20 protein-coding genes and 1 pseudogene are annotated in these 16,443 nt (G+C 60.9%); 8 read left to right on the top strand and 13 right to left on the bottom strand.

Translation table 11 applies throughout. The annotated features are described in order from the left end of the window. Positions 1-137 precede the first annotated feature (137 nt). The 7 genes from gcvPA to NVV72_19605 all read left to right on the top strand — a co-directional run bounded on the left by gcvPA (position 138) and on the right by NVV72_19605 (position 5,711). Positions 138-1,478 (top strand): aminomethyl-transferring glycine dehydrogenase subunit GcvPA, encoded by a 1,341-nt coding sequence (gene gcvPA / locus NVV72_19635; protein MCR6661418.1) that lies wholly within the window; start codon positions 138-140, stop codon positions 1,476-1,478. Then, the gene (gene gcvPB, locus NVV72_19630; GenBank protein MCR6661417.1) at positions 1,475-3,013 is read left to right on the top strand and encodes an aminomethyl-transferring glycine dehydrogenase subunit GcvPB; all 1,539 of its coding nucleotides are present in this window, start codon (positions 1,475-1,477) and stop codon (positions 3,011-3,013) included. The genes gcvPA and gcvPB overlap by 4 nt, the downstream gene beginning before the upstream one ends. A 79-nt stretch (positions 3,014-3,092) precedes the next feature. Next, complete coding sequence (locus NVV72_19625; protein MCR6661416.1) at positions 3,093-3,497, top strand: hypothetical protein; 405 nt, start codon at positions 3,093-3,095, stop codon at positions 3,495-3,497. Positions 3,498-3,652: 155 nt separating this feature from the next. Then, complete coding sequence (locus NVV72_19620; GenBank protein ID MCR6661415.1) at positions 3,653-4,036, top strand: hypothetical protein; 384 nt, start codon at positions 3,653-3,655, stop codon at positions 4,034-4,036. A gap of 165 nt (positions 4,037-4,201) precedes the next feature. Continuing rightward, a complete protein-coding gene (locus NVV72_19615; protein ID MCR6661414.1) occupies positions 4,202-4,651 on the top strand; it encodes a hypothetical protein in 450 nt (149 codons plus the stop codon). Positions 4,652-4,759: 108 nt separating this feature from the next. After that, positions 4,760-5,179, top strand: a complete 420-nt coding sequence (locus tag NVV72_19610; protein MCR6661413.1) for a cation transporter — start codon at positions 4,760-4,762, stop codon at positions 5,177-5,179. After that, positions 5,082-5,711, top strand: coding sequence for a cation transporter (locus tag NVV72_19605; protein MCR6661412.1), 630 nt, complete (start codon positions 5,082-5,084; stop codon positions 5,709-5,711). The genes NVV72_19610 and NVV72_19605 overlap by 98 nt, the downstream gene beginning before the upstream one ends. 76 nt (positions 5,712-5,787) lie before the next feature. On the opposite strand, the gene NVV72_19600 is transcribed toward NVV72_19605, so the two are convergent. The 13 genes from NVV72_19600 to NVV72_19540 all read right to left on the bottom strand — a co-directional run bounded on the left by NVV72_19600 (position 5,788) and on the right by NVV72_19540 (position 15,316). Continuing rightward, positions 5,788-6,018 (bottom strand): hypothetical protein, encoded by a 231-nt coding sequence (locus NVV72_19600; protein MCR6661411.1) that lies wholly within the window; start codon positions 6,016-6,018, stop codon positions 5,788-5,790. Then, positions 6,008-6,280, bottom strand: coding sequence for a hypothetical protein (locus NVV72_19595; protein ID MCR6661410.1), 273 nt, complete (start codon positions 6,278-6,280; stop codon positions 6,008-6,010). Before NVV72_19595 ends, NVV72_19600 begins: the two co-directional genes overlap by 11 nt. A gap of 4 nt (positions 6,281-6,284) precedes the next feature. After that, positions 6,285-6,965 carry a hypothetical protein gene (locus NVV72_19590; protein ID MCR6661409.1) on the bottom strand — a complete coding sequence of 227 codons (681 nt, stop codon included), beginning with the start codon at positions 6,963-6,965 and terminating at the stop codon, positions 6,285-6,287. 62 nt (positions 6,966-7,027) lie between these two features. Beyond that, positions 7,028-7,285, bottom strand: coding sequence for a F0F1 ATP synthase subunit C (locus NVV72_19585; protein ID MCR6661408.1), 258 nt, complete (start codon positions 7,283-7,285; stop codon positions 7,028-7,030). A 46-nt stretch (positions 7,286-7,331) separates the two neighbouring features. Next, complete coding sequence (locus tag NVV72_19580) at positions 7,332-8,093, bottom strand: F0F1 ATP synthase subunit A (protein MCR6661407.1); 762 nt, start codon at positions 8,091-8,093, stop codon at positions 7,332-7,334. A gap of 60 nt (positions 8,094-8,153) precedes the next feature. Continuing rightward, the gene (locus NVV72_19575) at positions 8,154-8,276 is read right to left on the bottom strand and encodes an AtpZ/AtpI family protein (protein ID MCR6661406.1); all 123 of its coding nucleotides are present in this window, start codon (positions 8,274-8,276) and stop codon (positions 8,154-8,156) included. Continuing rightward, the gene (locus tag NVV72_19570; protein MCR6661405.1) at positions 8,222-8,449 is read right to left on the bottom strand and encodes a hypothetical protein; all 228 of its coding nucleotides are present in this window, start codon (positions 8,447-8,449) and stop codon (positions 8,222-8,224) included. Before NVV72_19570 ends, NVV72_19575 begins: the two co-directional genes overlap by 55 nt. A 262-nt stretch (positions 8,450-8,711) precedes the next feature. Further along, positions 8,712-9,104: a hypothetical protein gene (locus tag NVV72_19565; protein ID MCR6661404.1), complete on the bottom strand. Its 393-nt coding sequence runs from the start codon at positions 9,102-9,104 to the stop codon at positions 8,712-8,714. A 48-nt stretch (positions 9,105-9,152) separates the two neighbouring features. Beyond that, positions 9,153-12,626 carry a chromosome segregation protein SMC gene (gene smc / locus NVV72_19560; protein MCR6661403.1) on the bottom strand — a complete coding sequence of 1,158 codons (3,474 nt, stop codon included), beginning with the start codon at positions 12,624-12,626 and terminating at the stop codon, positions 9,153-9,155. A gap of 113 nt (positions 12,627-12,739) precedes the next feature. Then, the gene (locus NVV72_19555; GenBank protein ID MCR6661402.1) at positions 12,740-13,264 is read right to left on the bottom strand and encodes a DsbA family protein; all 525 of its coding nucleotides are present in this window, start codon (positions 13,262-13,264) and stop codon (positions 12,740-12,742) included. A gap of 94 nt (positions 13,265-13,358) precedes the next feature. Continuing rightward, positions 13,359-13,982, bottom strand: a complete 624-nt coding sequence (locus tag NVV72_19550) for a DsbA family protein (GenBank protein MCR6661401.1) — start codon at positions 13,980-13,982, stop codon at positions 13,359-13,361. 8 nt (positions 13,983-13,990) lie between these two features. After that, positions 13,991-14,638, bottom strand: a complete 648-nt coding sequence (locus NVV72_19545) for a DsbA family protein (protein MCR6661400.1) — start codon at positions 14,636-14,638, stop codon at positions 13,991-13,993. Between the two features lie 126 nt (positions 14,639-14,764). Beyond that, positions 14,765-15,316: a DciA family protein gene (locus NVV72_19540; GenBank protein ID MCR6661399.1), complete on the bottom strand. Its 552-nt coding sequence runs from the start codon at positions 15,314-15,316 to the stop codon at positions 14,765-14,767. On the opposite strand from NVV72_19540, the pseudogene NVV72_19535 reads away from it, so the two are divergent. Further along, positions 15,315-16,395, top strand: a pseudogene (locus NVV72_19535) (A/G-specific adenine glycosylase). The gene NVV72_19540 and the pseudogene NVV72_19535 sit on opposite strands and share 2 nt — an antisense overlap. Positions 16,396-16,443 lie beyond the last annotated feature (48 nt).

Here is a 16,443-nt window from a genome sequence, read left to right as displayed (position 1 = left end):
ACGCAAGGGAGGAGAAAAATAAGAGCCTCCTTCTCCTCCCTTGCAAGCCGTTGGCGAAGCGGGGGAGGGGGACCACGAACGGGGTCGCCCGTGCGATGGTGGAGGGGGCCGCTGTGTTGGTCTGGAAAAGTAAAACCATGAGATATCTCCCCCTGAGCAACGGCGACCGCGCCGCCATGTTGGAAAAAATCGGTGTCGATTCGATCGATGCCCTGTTTGTTGATGTGCCGGAATCGGCCCGCCGCACGGGCACGGTTGACCTGCCGGCCTTCGCCGGTGAACTGGAAGTCGAGGCGCAACTGAACGCCTTCGCCGCCCGGAACGTCAGCCCTGCCAAGGTGCCGTTCTTTGTCGGCGCCGGCGCTTATCGCCACCATATCCCGGCGACGGTCGATCACATCATCCAGCGCTCGGAATTCCTGACCAGCTATACGCCTTACCAACCGGAAATTGCGCAGGGTACGCTCCAGGTCCTGTTCGAGTTTCAATCCCAGGTCGCCCGCCTGACCGGTATGCCGGTGGCCAACGCCTCGCTCTATGACGGCTCGACCGCCGCCGCCGAAGGTGTGCTGATGGCGACCCGCGTGACCAAGCGCAACAAGGCCGTACTCTCTGGCGGCCTGCATCCGCACTACCGCGAAACGGTCGAGACCCTGGCCCATGCCGTCGGGATCGAGACCGAAGCCTGCGCCGTCGCTGTCGATAACGAAGCCGACGTGCTGCAACATATCGACGCCAACACCGCCTGCGTCGTCGTTCAGACCCCGAACGTCTTTGGTACGGCTACGGACGTCACCGAGATCGCCAAGGCCGCCCAAGCCGCCGGCGCCCTGCTGATCGTGGTTATCACCGAAGCCATGTCGCTCGGCTTGTTGAAATCGCCCGGTGAAATGGGCGCCGATGTCGTGGCCGTTGAAGGCCAGTCGATCGGTGTGCCGTTGTCCTACGGCGGTCCCTATGTCGGGCTTTTTGCCGCCAAGGAAAAATACCTGCGTCAGTTGCCCGGCCGTCTGTGTGGCGAGACTGTCGATGCCGATGGCGAGCGCGGTTTCGTGCTGACGCTTTCCACCCGCGAGCAGCATATCCGCCGCGACAAGGCGACCTCGAATATCTGCACAAATTCAGGGCTTTGCGCGCTGGCGTTCAGCATCCACATGAGCCTGCTGGGCCAGACCGGCCTGAAGCGCGTCGCCAAGATCAACTACGCCAAGGCCCACGCCCTGAAGGATCAACTGGCGACCGCCGGTTTTGACATCGTCACCCCGCGTTTCTTCAACGAATTCACCGTCAAGCTGGCCAAGCCGGCCATCGCAGTTGTGGAAGCCCTGGCGGCGAAAAACGTCCTCGGTGGCGTGCCGTTCGCCCGCCTGCAAAACGCGCCGGGCTTCGAAAACCACCTGATCGTCGCGGTTACCGAAACCGTCTCGGACGCCGATATCGCTACCCTTGTCGCCACGCTTAAGGAGGTCGCCCAATGAGCATGAATAATGTTGGTCGTCCTTCGGCCCCCGAAATCACGGTTGAGGCCACCTCGTTCAAGACCCTGCTCGGTGGCAAGGGCCTGCTGCAATCCGAAAAGCTCATTTTTGAAAAAGACGACTACAGCCGCACCGGCGTCGACTTCGCCGATATCGAGGTCAACGCGACCGACCTCGATGGCCTGCTGCGTGACGATCTCTCCCTGCCGGGCCTGACCGAGCCGGAAGCCATGCGCCACTATGTGCGTCTGTCGCAGAAGAACCACGCCATCGACCTGGCGCTCTATCCGCTCGGTTCCTGCACCATGAAGCACAATCCGCGCCTCAACGAGAAGATGGCGCGAGTGGCTGGCCTCGGTGACATCCACCCGCTGCAGCCGGTTTCGACCGTGCAGGGCGCGCTGGCCCTGATGGATACGCTGGCTCATTGGCTGAAAACTCTGACCGGCATGCCGGCCGTCGCCATCACGCCGAAAGCCGGCGCGCACGGCGAACTGTGCGGCCTGCTGGCCATCAAGGCGGCCCACGAGGCCAAGGGGCAGGGCCATCGCCGCACCGTGCTGGTCCCGACCTCGGCCCACGGTACCAACCCGGCCACCGCGGCCTTTGTCGGCTACACCGTGAAGGAAGTGGCCCAGACGGCTGACGGCCGCGTCGATGTGGCGGATCTGGCCGCGAAGCTCGGTCCGGACGTCGCCGCCATCATGGTGACCAACCCGAACACCTGCGGCCTGTTCGAGCGTGATATCGTCGAGATCGCCCGCGTTACCCACGAGGCCGGCGCCTATTTTTACTGCGACGGCGCCAATTTCAACGCCATCGTCGGCCGCGTCCGTCCGGGCGATCTCGGCGTCGATGCCATGCACATCAACCTGCACAAGACCTTTTCGACGCCGCATGGCGGCGGCGGTCCGGGCGCCGGTCCGGTAGTGCTGTCGGAAGCGCTGGCGCCTTACGCGCCCAAGCCGTGGGTAGTTTCCAATGGCTCGGGTTTCAATCTGGTCGAGCATGATGAAGGCAGTTCCGCCGCCAATTTCGGCCGCATGTGCGCCTTCCACGGCCAGATGGGCATGTTCATCCGCGCCCTGACCTATATGCTCAGCCACGGCTCTGATGGCCTGCGTCAGGTCGCCGAGGATGCCGTGCTGAACGCCAACTATATCAAGGCCAGCTTGCAGGATCTGATGAGCGTGCCGTTCCCGGAAGGGCCGTGTATGCACGAAGCTCTGTTTGATGATTCTCGGCTGGAAGGCACCGGCGTGACCACGCTTGATTTCGCCAAGGCGATGATCGACGAGGGCTTCCACCCGATGACCATGTACTTCCCGCTGGTCGTCCATGGCGCCATGCTGATCGAGCCGACCGAAACCGAATCGAAGGACGAACTGGACGGCTTCATCGCTGTGCTGCGCGCCCTGGCCGAAGCGGCGAAAGCCGGCGACGTGGCCCGCTTCAAGGGCGCGCCCTATCTGGCCCCTGCCAAGCGCCTGGATGAGACCCGCGCCGCCCGCGCGCCGCGCTTAAGCTACACTTAACGGCCGGCTAACCACTTTTTATCGCGTGAAAGACGAAGATGGGATGGACTTCCGACGAGGTCCATCCCATCTTCAAATCATGACAGTGTTCTTCAAATTGCTGATGACAGTGCTGGGTGTGGTGCTGATGGCGGTCGGGGTGGTAATCACGCCGTTGCCGGGGCCGTTTGGCGTGCCCATCATCCTGCTGGGCCTGATTATCCTGCTGAGAAGCTCGATGTGGGTGAAGCGGCTGTTTGTCAAACTCGTCCACGCCCATCCGAAGCTCCTGGGGCCGTTGCGCGCCATGTTGCGGCCGGGCGCCAAGGTGGTTGCTATGCTGTGGCTTCAGGCCCTGCGTCTCGAACGCCGTGTTCTGCCCAAGGAGCGACGCTTTCTCTATCGCTTCCGTCACGACCTGAAGGCGATCCTGCGCAATCGCCGCCCGCGTCCAAAGCCCGCCGCCGCGCCGGCTCACAAGCCGCGCAAACTGCTGTCATATTAAGTGATGGCCAAATAACGATCTGTGGCAGGTCGTCGCATCGTTTCTTGATCTCAGTCTCCCTATATAGGTGCCAAGGTCGCCCTCAGGCGGCCAATAATATGTGGCACAAACAAAGGCGGGCGCGTTTCATTCCGGAAAGCGCCTGAACGAGAAAAATGGCGATACTGCTAAAACTGCTCATGAGCCTGGCCGGCATGGTGCTGATGGCTTTCGGGGTTGTCCTGGCGCCCCTGCCGGGGCCGGTGGGCGTGCCGTTCGTGCTGTTTGGTCTGATCCTCCTGCTGCGCAGTTCGATGTGGATCAAGCGTCAGTTCATGCGCCAAGTCAGGGCGCATCCGCGCTGGCTGGGTCCGGTTCGGGCCATGCTGCGGCCCGGCGCCAAGGTGATTTCGCTGGTCTGGCTGCAGGGGTTGCGCGTTGAGCGCGGACTGATGCCCCGCCGTTTTCGCTTCATGCAGAGTTCGCGTCAGGGCGTAAAGCAGGGCGTGAAATCGGTATTCAGGAAACGGCCTGCACGCGCTTCAGAGGACGCGGCCTGATGCCCGGATAACGCAGGGGAAATTAATTTTTCTCCACATTCACCGGATATTCAGGACGAGCCTTTACATTGCCGTATTGCCTCTCCATATGAGGCCAAGGACGCTATGTTGCGTCGCAAAAAATTTAGAGTTGATGGGGCGTGACAAGGCGTCCAGATAAGCAAAATGTCGAGTGAAAATGGCGCGCCCGCGCCCTATAAATCATTGGTCCCCGCCAAATCCGCTCCACGTGACTGGAAGGCGAAGGCGCGCTCGGTGAAGCGGGCCGCCAAGCGCTTCTCGAAGAAGGCGCTGGGCTGGATCATGATTGCGCTCGGCTTTGTCTTCCTGGCGGCGGGCTTCCTGCTGATCATCATTCCCGGTCACTATTTCCTGATCCTCGTCGGCCTGATCATGATCCTGCGCAATGCCTTCTGGGCACGCCGCCAGTTCATCCATCTCAAGCGCCGTCACCCCAACTGGGTTATGCCGTTGCGCAAGCTGCTGCGCCGCAATCCGCAGGTGGTTTCGATCTTCTGGCAGCAGGTGCTCAAGTTCGAGCGGTTGATCCTGAGGGGGCGCGGTCAGTTGGTCGGCATCCGCCGCCGATTTCTCCGCAAGCCGCGGACGGTCTAAAAACAGCAAATGATTTGAAAGCCCTCCGCTCGCCGGAGGGCTTTTTGCTGTCTCATTGAATCCTTACGTCAGAGGCCTTACGCCGAAAGCTCCACCCACGGAGACGGTATGGCATCCGAATCAAACAAGGTCGTATTCGCCGCCCTAATCGGCAATATCCTGGTGGCCGTCACCAAGGCGGTAGCGGCGGCCATGACCGGATCTTCGGCCATGCTCTCCGAGGCGATTCACAGCTTTGTCGATACCGGCAATGAGGTGCTGCTGCTGTACGGGATGCATCGCTCGCGGCGCAAGCCGGACGAGGCCCATCCGCTGGGATATGGCCGTGAGCTGTACTTCTGGAGCTTTGTCGTCGCCCTGCTAATCTTTGCGGTCGGGGCAGGGGGTGTCTTTTTACGAAGGCATTGTCCACCTGCAAAATCCGGAACCTATGGAGCGGCCAGTAATCAACTATATTGTGCTCGGACTGTCTTTGGTATTCGAAGGCGGCTCATGGTGGGTGGCTGTCCGGTCCGTGCGGGCGGATAAGGGCGACCAGAGCTATCTTAAGGCCATTATCAACAGCAAGGATCCGCCGAAATTCATGGTCCTGCTGGAGGACAGCGCGGCCATGTTGGGCATCCTGATTGCGCTGGCCGCCACATGGGCTTCGGTGACCTTCCACGAGCCGCGCTTCGACGGAATAGGTTCGCTGCTCATTGGCCTGGTGCTGGCGGCTGTGGCCATTTTCCTCGCCAAAGAAAGCAAGGATCTGCTGATTGGTGAGCGTGCCGATCCAGCTATGCAGAAGGGTATTATCCGCCTTGTCGAAGGCATGGATGGCGTCCTGCGGGTCAATGGCCTGCTGACCACTCACATGGCGCCCATGGAGGTGGTGGCGGCGCTCAGCCTGGAGTTCGAGGACGGCCTGACAATCACCCAGGTGGAACGTCTTGTCGCGGATATGGAAGCGGCCATCCGCAAGACCTATCCGGAGATTAGCTCCTTATTCGTCAAGCCACAGACGCCGCAGATATACCAGGCGGCCATAGCGCGCATAGAAAAAGGCCCGGAACCTTAAGTTCCGGGCCTTGAACATTTAACCCTATCCTCGCAGCAAGCGCTGTCGAGTTATGGGTGAAGGGCCTGTGGCCCTTCTAGTTAAAGCGGCCTTCGAGCTGGCCGATGGCTTTGTCGACCTGCGTATCGGTCTTGGCCTTGGCGACCTGATCGAGCAGGATCTGCTCGGCCAGTTGCGCGGCCAGATCGGCGGCGGCGGACTTGACGTCGGCCGTGGCGTTGGCTTCGGCCTGTGCGATCTTGCGTTCGGCCAGGGCCTCGCGGCGCTTGATGGTCTCTTCCAGCTTCACGCGGGCTTCAGCAGCCATGCGAGCCGCTTCTTCCTCGGCAAAGGCAATCAGTTCGCGGGCCTTGGCTTCGGAAGCCAGGGCGCTGCGCCTTGATGCTGTTGAGCAGATCGGTCGCTTCCTGGCGGATGCGGACGGCCTCGTCCAGTTCGGCGCGAACGGCCTTGCCGGTATCGCCCAGCGACGTCCACAGCTTGCCCGGCACCTTGGTGACGAACAGGATGAGGAAGAAGATGACCAGGGCGGCGCGGACCCAGAATTCGGCTTCGGTAAGCATTTCCATGATCCTAGACCTTTCCGAGCGCTGATTTGAGCGCGGCGGCGGTGGCCGCCTTGCCGGTCAGTTTTTGAACCAGAAGCGACGCCGTTTCCTGAGCGATGTCGCTGACATGGCCCATGGCCTCGTCACGCTGCGCACGGATGCGGGCTTCGGCTTCCGCCAGGCGCTTGCCGAGCTTTTCGTCCTCGGCGGCGGTGGCGGCAGCCACTTCGGCGTTAGAACGGGCCAGGGCCTCGGCCGCCAGCTTGCGGGCCGCGGCATGGGCTTCGGCGGTCTCGGCGGCGGCCTGCTTCGCCTGGGCCTCGGCCTCGTCGCGGTTGGCGCGGGCATTGGCCAAGTCTTCGGCGATGGTGGCGCCGCGCGTGTCGATGACCGTGCGCAGGCGCGGCACGAAGACCTTCGCCATCAGCGTCAGGAAGACGAGGAAGATCACCACGAGCCAGATCATCTGGCCGGCCCAGTGGTCGGTATTCAACTGCGGCAGGCCGCCTTCCTTGGCCTCATGCTGGCCTTCGGCGCCAACCGTTTCGGTTGTTGCGTGGGCGTCATGGGCGGGAAGCTGGCTTTCGGCAACAGCCTGACCTCGGACCAGGGTGGCAACCGTGGTCACGCTCGGCGTGGCCGAGAACGAAGCGCCGGAGGCGTCGTCAGCAGATAAGGTGGCCTCTGGTGAGGGAGCGGTTGTCATATCTTATTCCTGAAAACCTGTGACCGGCGCAGAAGAGCCCGCGCCGGCAGCAAGTGTTCAATTTACAGGCTGGGCGCGTTGAAGAGGATCAGCAGCGCGATAACGAAGGCGAAGATGCCGAGGGCTTCGGTCAGCGCCATGCCGATGAAGAGGTTGGTTTGTTGCGTCTTGGCAGCCGAAGGATTGCGCAGGGCGCCGACATAGTAGTTGCCGAACAGGATGCCGAGGCCGATACCGGCGCCGATCATGCCGAGGGTCGCCGGGCCAGCGCCGATGTACTTGAGGCCGCCGGCGATGAGGGTTGCAGATTGAACGTCCATGGGGTGTTAACTCCGAGTTTGGAAAGGGACAGATTGAAAGAAGAACCTAGTGGTGGCCGATATTGACCACGTCACTGAGATAAACGCAGGTCAAAACCGCGAACACGAAGGCTTGCAGGTAGGCGACCAGGAATTCGAGGGTGGTGAGCGCCACGATGGTGCCCATCGAGGCGAGGCCGATTACGGCGCCAAGGCCGCCAAGGGTCAGACCGGTGACGATAAATCCGGCGAAGACCTTCATGACAATGTGGCCGCCGAGCATGTTGCCGAACAACCGCAGCGTCAGGGTGACGGGGCGCATGATGAAGGCGATGACTTCGATCGGCACCAGCACGACCAGGATGTACCAGGGCACGCCCGACGGCACGAACAGCTTGAAGAAGCCGAGGCCATTGCGAATGAAGCCGACGGCCAGCACCAGCAGGATGGTCATGGCGGCGAGCGTCAGGGTGACGGCGATCTGCGAGGTGGCGGTGAAATAGGTGAACATGCCGAGCAGGTTACAACTCAGGATGAAGAGGAATAGCGACAGGACATAAGGCAGGAACTGCTTGCCATCGTGGCCGATGATCGAATCGGTCATGTCGTCTATCAGGCCGAAAATGCCTTCCGCCATCACCTGGCCGCGGCCGGGGATGATGCTGGCGCGGGCGGTGGTCAGAAGGAAGAACAGGCAGGTCAGACCGACGGCGATGATCATGGCCATTACGGAATTGGTGATCGACATATCCACCGGCACCCCGCCGAGATGGAAGGTGGGGAGTTCGACGATCTTCTCAATCTTAAACTGGTGTAACGGATCGGCCATAAGCCCCAAAACCTCTTTAGACAATTTCATGTGCCCTTGCGGGCGAATTCAAACAGTAACCTATTTATCCCGGCTTGAGCGGACGATCGCATAGACCGCCACAATCATGCCCAGAATAGCGCCGATGATCACCCCGAACGGCCGGGTGTGAAGATACTGGTCGCTGAGCCAGCCAAGCCCCAGACCGCCCAGAATCCCCCAAGCAGCTCTCCCAGGGCCTGGTAGCCCTGATTAGCGCCGACCTCGCCGCTGACATCATGCGTCTTGCGCTTGCGCGCTTCGATCGCCTTCAGCCGCTTATCAAGATCGTTCAGTTCGTCTTGATCCGAGGACTTATCGGGTGGTTCGTCTGTCACGTTTGGCACCTGGCAGGCAGAATAACAGGGATCGTTATTCCGGCTAAGAACGGCGCGGAACCTACTCAAGAGACACCCAAAGGTCAAGCAATTGCGCGGCACAAAGTGGAGTTGTTTGAAATAAAATAGAAAACAACGCTGTCAGCGGTTTTTCGAGATCATTTTTGGCGGTGCGAAAAGGTTAGTTGGCGCGTTATACCGAGATGCTTATAACTGATAAGCCCATTTCGTACGCACGCATTGATAGCTGCATTCAGGCCCATTACCAGATACCCCAATTAAATTTCACGTCCTTCGCGCACCTTTTGGCTCTTCCCCCAAAACCAAATTCCCCGAGCGTAAAAATATCAAAAGTCTTGTAGAAGAATGTGATATTTTCTTTTATATAATCAATATCTTCAGATATGATATCTGGTCTATCACCGAAAAATCGTCGACTTGTGGCTTTATATATATGAACCATGAATTCGTCAGGACCCGTATCCCTGATTTGTTCATAATAGCAAAACTGATATTTAGCATCGCCGTAGAAGCGCCCGCTAGAGAGTTCCTGTCGACCGCCAATACCGCATGTATAAAATGGACCATACTTATAAGTGGTTTCTATGAGCCACTCAGGATCAATATCTTCCAAGCGAAGCTCAAAATTCATCATCCATTTCCTTCGTGTTGGAAAAGCTCATATTTCCAAATTTGGAATGGCCTACGCCACATGCTCCGCCACCAGGGCCTCGGCCTGCGACAGATCGACGCTGACCAGCTGTGAGACGCCGCGCTCACTCATGGTGACGCCAAACAGGCGGTTCATGCGCGACATGGTGACCGGATTGTGGGTGATGGCGATGAAACGCGTCTTGGTGCGTTCGCGCATCTCGGCCAGCAGGCGACAATAGCGGTCGACATTGGCGTCATCGAGCGGCGCATCAACTTCATCGAGCACGCACACCGGCGCCGGATTGGCCAGGAAGACGCCAAAGATCAGGGCGGTGGCGGTCAGAGCCTGCTCGCCGCCCGACATCAGGCTCATGGTTGAGAGGCGCTTGCCCGGCGGGCAGGCGTAGATTTCCAGGCCGGCTTCGAGCGGATCGTCCGATTCGACCAGGCGCAGTTCGGCCGAACCACCATCGAACAGTGTGACGAACAGGGTCTTGAAGTGTTCGTTGATAATCTCAAAGGCGGCCAGCAGGCGTTCGCGGCCCTCAGCGTTCAGTTCGTCGATGCCGTCGCGCAATTTGGCGATGGCGGTGGTCAGGTCGGCGCGTTCCTTTGAAAGCGTATCGAGTCGGCCTTCGTATTCGGTGGCTTCTTCCTCGGCGCGCAGATTGACGGCGCCCAACTGGTCGCGTTCGCGTTCCAGGCCCGACAGCAGCGATTCGGCGCCCGACGCATCGGCCGGGGTGGCGATGGCTTCTTCCTTGAGGCGCTTGCCCAGATCGTCAGGCGTGCCACCGGTCTGGTCAAGGATGATGGCTTCGATTTCGGCGGCCTTGCCCTGAATGGCTTCGAGACGGGCCGTGGCGCCGGCGCGTTCCTCACGGGCGGCCGAAGCTTCCTGCTCCAGCATGCGCACATTGATATCGGCGTCGCGGCGCTCGGCCTCAGCGCTGTTCAATTTGTCGCGGGCTTCACTGAGGCGCTTTTCGGCGGTTTGCAGCGAATCGACCAGGGTGATGCGCTTGCTCTCGAACTCACGCGGTGCCGACTGGGCGGCTTCCAGCGCGGCCTGCGCGGTCGCCTGATCTTTTTCCAGCTTGAGCAGGCGCGCCGCAGAATCTTGTGTACGGCGGCTCCAGTCGGTGAGTTCGCGGGTCAGAGTGCGTTCGCGGGCTTCACGCGCCTGACGGTCGCGGGCGTCCTGGTCGAGATCGGCGCGGGCGCGCATGACGGCCTGGCGATGGCTGTCGGCCATGGCGCGCGCCTCATTAAGGCGAGCGCGCATGGTTTCATTGTCGAGCGCGGCGGACTGGCTGGCCAGCAGGGCGTCATAGGCCGTCTTTGCCTCGGCATGTTCGGAGGTCAGGCGGGCGAGGGTGGCCTCCAGCGATTCCAGACGGGCTTCGTATTGTGTCTGGGCACGCAGACGGTTTTCAAGGTCATTCTGGCGGGTGCGTAAGGCCCGCTCCAGATCGGGCAGGCGATTGCGGGCATTGCGCAGACTGTCTTCGTGGATGCGCTGGGCTTCTGCGGCCGCGGCTTGCGTTTTTTTCGCCTCTTCCAGTTTCGGTTTCAGCCCGTCGATCTCGGTTTCCAATTCGTCATGACGCGTGCGCTGGGCCAGCCGGACAGCGGCGGGCTTGGGCGCCTTGGCCCGGACGATCAGGCCATCCCAGCGCCACAGGTCACCTTCCTTCGAGACCAGACGCGCGCCGATCGGAAGCTGCCCCTGAAGGCGGTCGCCATCGGCTTGTGCCACCACGCCGATGGTGGAAAGGCGCAAGGCCATGGCGGCCGGGGCTTTTACATTGGCGCTGAGCGGCATCACGCCAAGCGCTGTCATGTCAATGGCTTTTGCCTGACTCTCAAAATCCTCGCTCCAGAAAGCGAGTGCAGTCTGCACGGCCTTCTTAGACAGGCTGAGATTAAGGTCATCACCCAGCGCTGCGGCCAGGGCGAGTTCATAGCCCTTGTCCGGACGAACGGCATCCAGTACCGGCGCGCCTTCTTTGCGAACGCTGGTCAGGATTTGCGACAGACCGCGCGCCTCTGCGGTCAGGCGGCCCAACTGGTCCTCGATCTCGCGCATCGCCTTGCGGCTTTGCGCCTCGGTATTGGCCAGCGCCGGACGGGCCGTTTCCAGCTCCTCAGTGGCTTTGCGGGCAGATTCCAGATCGGATTGCGCCGTCGCCGCCTGCGCCTTCAGGCCGTCCAGAGCGCTGTAATCGAACGTCCCCAGGGCCTTGCGATCATTTTGTGCCGTCTGCAGTTGCTGGCTCAGGCGGTCGAAGCGCGATTTCGCTTCCCCAAGGCGCGACGCTTCCAGCCGCTGGCGCTCGACCTGCGCGGCCTGCTCGGCGGCTATGGCCTCGATGGCCTGATCGGCCTTGACGCGCTCAGCTTCGGCGGCCTCGACCGCGCGTTTCAGTTCCGGCTCACGCGAGGGGGCGCTGGCGATTTCTTCCTGCACCCGCGCCAGGCCCGATTGCAGGCGCTCGACCTGTAACGAGCCATCGGACGACAGATCGACCTCACGCTGGAAGTCACCGCGCAGCCGGGCGATGTCGCCTTTCAGACGTTCAATCTCGCTGGCAACCTGTTTTTCTTCCAGATCGAGACGTTCCTTCTCGATATTGAGCCGGTGGTTGACCGTAGCGGCCACGGCCTCTTCCTCACGCAAAGGACCGATGGCCTCGGCGGCTTTCAGGGCGGCGGTTTGCGCGACCGCAGCGGCGCGGGCCGTGGTCTCAACCCGCTGGCTCTGCGCCTGCATGTCGTTGATCGCGCCTTCCAGCATGGCGCGTACCTCCAGCCACTTGGCGTGCAGGATGGCCTTTTGCAGGGCGCGGATTTCGGCGGAAATCTTCTTATACTTGTCGGCCTGGCGGGCTTCGCGCTTGAGGCGGGAGAGGGCTGAGTCCAGTTCGCGGGCGATGTCATCAAGGCGCGACAGGTTCGATTCAGCGGCCGAAAGGCGTAGTTCGGCCTCATGGCGGCGGGTATGCAGGCCGGAAACGCCACCGGCCTCTTCGAGTACGCGCCGGCGATTCTGTGGCTTGGCGGCGATGAGTTCCGATATCTGCCCCTGACGGACGAGCGCCGGTGAATTGGCGCCGGTCGAGGCATCGGCGAACAGAAGCTGCACGTCGCGCGCCCGCACTTCCTTACCATTGATCTTGTAAGAAGACCCCGCCCCGCGATCGATGCGGCGGGCGACATCAAGGATCGGCTGGTCGGTAAAGGGCTGCGGCGCCAGGCGTTCCGAATTGTCGATGGTCAGGGTGACTTCGGCCCAGTTGCGCGACGGGCGTTTGTCCGAACCGGCAAAGATGACGTCGTCCATGCCGGAACCGCGCATGGCCTTGGCGGAGGTGGCGCCCATCACCCAGCGCAGGGCTTCAAGCAGATTCGACTTGCCGCAGCCGTTCGGCCCGACAATGCCGGTCAGACCCGGATCAATGCGAAACTCTGTCGCATCGACGAAGGACTTGAACCCTGAAAGCTTGATCTTCTGAAAGTGCAAGGAAGAACCCAATTCGCCTTTTTGGCGTGCCATAACGATTCTACCACCTTCATAGCAGAACGGCGGGCGTCAAGACAGATTGGTATGAAGAGGGTTAATTCCTGTGGATGAGCTTACCTGGCGGCTTTGATGGCGGCTTCCAGGCTGTCGAGGTCGTGGCGTTCCATTTCCTTGCCGTCGACGAACAGGCTGGGGGTGCTGTGTATGCCTGACTCGATGGCCGCCTTGTGCGCCTGTTGCAGGCGGGCGAGGCTGGCGGCATCACCGGCGCAAGCATTGAAGGCCGTTTCCGACAGGCCAAAGCCCGCCGCGATCTTCACCAGGATCGGCTGGGCGATGATATTGCTTTCGCCCCAGGCGTAATAGTCCTTCTGGCCGCGCATGACGGCATCGACCACGTCGAAATATTTACCGGGACCGGCGCATTCGGCCATGCGGGTGCCGGCCACGGCGATCACCGGCACACCGGTCAGCATGGGGCGGAAAACATAGCGCACCTTGCCGGTGTCGATATATTTCGCCTTGAGCTGCGGGAAGACGGTTTCATTGAAACTGGCGCAGGCCGGGCAGGCGACCGAGCCGTATTCGATGATCGTGACCGGCGCCTTGGCGCTGCCCAGGACATGATCCGTGGGCATGACCTTGACCAGCGCCGGGGACAGGTCCGCCGCCTGAGCCAGGGGGCAAAAGGAAAGCAGCCAGGGCAACCGCCGCGATACGCCGGATCATGGATTACTTGCCCGCCAGCAGGGGCGCGAAAGCCTCATCGAAGTCGGCAATAGTGCCGGTCTTGCGCTCGAACCGCTTGCCATTGATGAAGAAGGTCGGCGTACCGGTGATGTCGTCTTCTTTCAGATACTTGTCGACATTATCCTGGATGCGCGCCAGGCCCTTTTCATCGGTAATGCACTTATTGAAGGCGTCGTCCTTGATGCCTACAGAGGCGCCGATGCGCTTCAGCACCGGCAGGGCATTGGTGGTGGTGCCGTCGCCGAACATCTCGCCCTGGGCCTTCATGATCTCATCGACGACCTTGAAATAGTTTTCCTTGCCGGCGCAGCGTGCCAGCAGGATGCCGGCGGCCGAGACATCGCGCGGCTCGGTCAGGAATTCGCGGTAGACATAGCGGATCTTGCCCGGCGTGATGTACTTGGCCATCAGTTCGGGCATGACGTCCTTGTTGAACTCGGCGCAGTGGGCGCAGGTGACCGAAGCATATTCGATCAGGGTCACCTTGGCGTTTTCGCCGGCGCCCAGGCTCATATCGCCTTCGACCGGCTTGATCGATTTGCCGCACCCGGCCAATAGCAGGGCGGTGGTTGTCAGGGCCAGGAGAGTCCGTCTGGAGGAGATCATGTCGGTCCTTACTTGCTGAGCGCGGGCTTAAGGGCGGCATCGAAATCGCCGATATTCAGCGGAATGCGGTCAAGCTTCTTGCCGTTGATGACGAAGGTCGGGGTGCCGTTGACGCCATCCCTGGTCATATATTGCTGGTTCAGGTCGTTCAGGCGCTTCAGGCCCTTTTCATCGGTGATGCACTTGTTGAAGGCATCTTCCGACATGCCGAGCGACTGGCCGATGCTGAACAGGACCGGGCGGGCATTGGCATAGCCGGTTTCCTCGCCGCCCATGGCTTCCTGGGAACGCATGACCTGATCGATCACTGTGAAATACTTGTCTTTGCCGGCGCATTCGGCCAGCAGGTGGCCCGCGGCGGCGACGGCGGGATTGCCGGTCATCATAGGACGATAGACATACCGCACCTTGCCGCTGTCGACATATTTGGCCTTGAATTCCGGCATGACCGTCTCATTGACGTGACCGCAGATCGGACAGGCGACCGAGGCGTATTCAATGACGGTCACCTTGGCATCCGCCGGTCCCATCGACATTTCATCGGCACCGACCGCTCCGGTGGAACTGGTCTTGCTGCATCCTGAGGCCACCAGGGTCAGGCCCATGAAGGCGGCCGCGCCGGTCATGCGAAGGGTTTTGCCGACAGAAATTTGCATATTCAGCCCCGAAAATGGTTTGGAAAGGTGGCAGTCCCGGAGGGACTCGCATCCTTAAGTCTGTGCCTTTTTAAAGCGTTCGATTGCGCTGTAAATATGGCATTTGTGTTTTGAGAATTATTGCGCCTAACTCTTCATGTTCTCGCGCTTGAGGACAGACCGGCCGAGCTGAAGCAGGGATTTTTTCAGCTTCTCGTCTTCGACATCGCTCAAGGATTGCTGGAGCGCCAGTTCTTCCTGCGCCGAAAGCGGTTTGGGCCGGATATATTGCGGTTTTTTCGGCGCCTGGGTCAGCGGCCCCTGGATGATGCGCAGCTTGTCGATCGTCTTCGCGCCGAGGAAGAGGTTGATCCGGTCGATCAGGGTGGCGGACTGGTGCTGAACCAGCGGCGCATAGGCCCCCATGACGCGGATTTCCAGAGCCCCGGCGCCATGGGCGCGGCCCTTGATGATGCGGACAGGTTCGCACAATTTGGCCAGCGCCTCGCCGGCGATCTCCGTCCAGCGGTTTTTCAGCTTGCCGGACCCATCGTCCATCTGCTCAAAGCGTGCCTGCAGGCTTTTCAGCAGCGGCGTAACCTGCTTCTTTACCGGCGGCGGTGGTTTGGGCATACGCCGGGTATGAGTCGTGCGCAGGATGCGGAGCGAGTCTTCAAGGGATGGCAGCGGGCGTTTCATGAGCGGGATTATACTGAAGGATCGGGCGGTTGTCGCGTCATTAAGAACCGATCTGCTGGCCTGGTATGACGCACACGGCCGCAAGCTGCCCTGGCGCGCGCGGCGAGCGCGATCCTTACCGTGTCTGGCTGTCCGAGGTCATGCTACAGCAGACGACCGTGCCGCACGCCGCGCCCTATTACGAAAAATTTCTCAATTTATGGCCAAGCGTGCGCGATCTGGCCGCAGCCGAGGACGGCCGTGTCATGGCGGATTGGGCGGGTCTTGGCTATTATGCCCGCGCCCGCAAGCTGCTGGAATGCGCCCGGACAGTGGTGCGCGATCACGGTGGCATTTTCCCGGCTGATGAGGCGGAACTGCTGAAATTGCCGGGCTTCGGCCCCTATACCTCAGCAGCGGTGGCGGCCATCGCCTTCGGACACGCCGCCAATGTGGTGGATGGCAATATCGAACGCATCATGGCGCGGCTCTACGCTATTGAGACGCAGATGCCGACCGCCAAGCCGCAGGTGCGCGAGGCGGCGGCGCAATGGGTAAGTGATGATCGCGCCGGTGACTGGCCGCAGGCCCTGATGGATATGGCGACACTCATTTGCCGCCCGAAATCACCGGCGTGCGGCGATTGCCCGCTGGCCACTGCTTGCCTGGCGCGGGCGCGCGGCGAACAGGAACGCTTTCCGGTCAAGCTGGCCAAGGCGCCGAAGCCGCGGCGTTACGGCGTGGCGTTTGTCATGCTTGTCGGTGATCAGGTCATTGTAGAGCGCCGTGCAGACAAGGGACTGCTGGGTGGAATGCTTGGGCTGCCACATACCGAATGGCGCTCGGAACCTTATCGCACCGAAGAGGTGATGCCGCCGATATCTGCCGCTTTCGAGGCGATCGGCAGCTACGAGCACGTGTTCACCCATTTTGCCCTGACACAGGCGGTCTGGCGCACGCATCTGTCAGATGAAGCGGTGCGTGATTTCCTGCGTCAGAACAACCGCTTCCAGCTACTGCCTGTCAGTGAAAAGGCCCTGCCGACCGTCTTCGCCAAGGCCTTGAAGATGAAGCCCGTCGCAGCACGGCTGTTCGATTAAAAAAGCGCGGACGTTGCCGTCCGCGCTCTTAAACTTATGGTCCTAGGG

Source organism: Asticcacaulis sp. (assembly GCA_024707255.1).
In the GTDB taxonomy this organism is placed as follows: Bacteria; Pseudomonadota; Alphaproteobacteria; order Caulobacterales; family Caulobacteraceae; genus Asticcacaulis.
This window is presented reverse-complemented; position numbering and strand designations above follow the sequence as displayed.

Bases quoted from the DNA above. Each gene is read 5' to 3' on its own strand.
- NVV72_19540 (MCR6661399.1), bottom strand. From the start codon at position 15,316: ATGAAACGCCCGCTGCCATCCCTTGAAGACTCGCTCCGCATCCTGCGC.
- gcvPB (MCR6661417.1), top strand. From the start codon at position 1,475: ATGAGCATGAATAATGTTGGTCGTCCTTCGGCCCCCGAAATCACGGTT.
- NVV72_19595 (MCR6661410.1), bottom strand. From the start codon at position 6,280: ATGGAAATGCTTACCGAAGCCGAATTCTGGGTCCGCGCCGCCCTGGTC.
- NVV72_19610 (MCR6661413.1), top strand. From the start codon at position 4,760: ATGGCATCCGAATCAAACAAGGTCGTATTCGCCGCCCTAATCGGCAAT.
- NVV72_19580 (MCR6661407.1), bottom strand. From the start codon at position 8,093: ATGGCCGATCCGTTACACCAGTTTAAGATTGAGAAGATCGTCGAACTC.
- NVV72_19625 (MCR6661416.1), top strand. From the start codon at position 3,093: ATGACAGTGTTCTTCAAATTGCTGATGACAGTGCTGGGTGTGGTGCTG.
- NVV72_19565 (MCR6661404.1), bottom strand. From the start codon at position 9,104: ATGATGAATTTTGAGCTTCGCTTGGAAGATATTGATCCTGAGTGGCTC.
- gcvPA (MCR6661418.1), top strand. From the start codon at position 138: ATGAGATATCTCCCCCTGAGCAACGGCGACCGCGCCGCCATGTTGGAA.
- NVV72_19605 (MCR6661412.1), top strand. From the start codon at position 5,082: ATGGAGCGGCCAGTAATCAACTATATTGTGCTCGGACTGTCTTTGGTA.
- NVV72_19585 (MCR6661408.1), bottom strand. From the start codon at position 7,285: ATGGACGTTCAATCTGCAACCCTCATCGCCGGCGGCCTCAAGTACATC.
- NVV72_19590 (MCR6661409.1), bottom strand. From the start codon at position 6,965: ATGACAACCGCTCCCTCACCAGAGGCCACCTTATCTGCTGACGACGCC.
- NVV72_19620 (MCR6661415.1), top strand. From the start codon at position 3,653: ATGGCGATACTGCTAAAACTGCTCATGAGCCTGGCCGGCATGGTGCTG.
- NVV72_19615 (MCR6661414.1), top strand. From the start codon at position 4,202: ATGTCGAGTGAAAATGGCGCGCCCGCGCCCTATAAATCATTGGTCCCC.
- NVV72_19555 (MCR6661402.1), bottom strand. From the start codon at position 13,264: ATGCCCACGGATCATGTCCTGGGCAGCGCCAAGGCGCCGGTCACGATC.
- NVV72_19550 (MCR6661401.1), bottom strand. From the start codon at position 13,982: ATGATCTCCTCCAGACGGACTCTCCTGGCCCTGACAACCACCGCCCTG.
- NVV72_19600 (MCR6661411.1), bottom strand. From the start codon at position 6,018: ATGGCTGCTGAAGCCCGCGTGAAGCTGGAAGAGACCATCAAGCGCCGC.
- NVV72_19545 (MCR6661400.1), bottom strand. From the start codon at position 14,638: ATGCAAATTTCTGTCGGCAAAACCCTTCGCATGACCGGCGCGGCCGCC.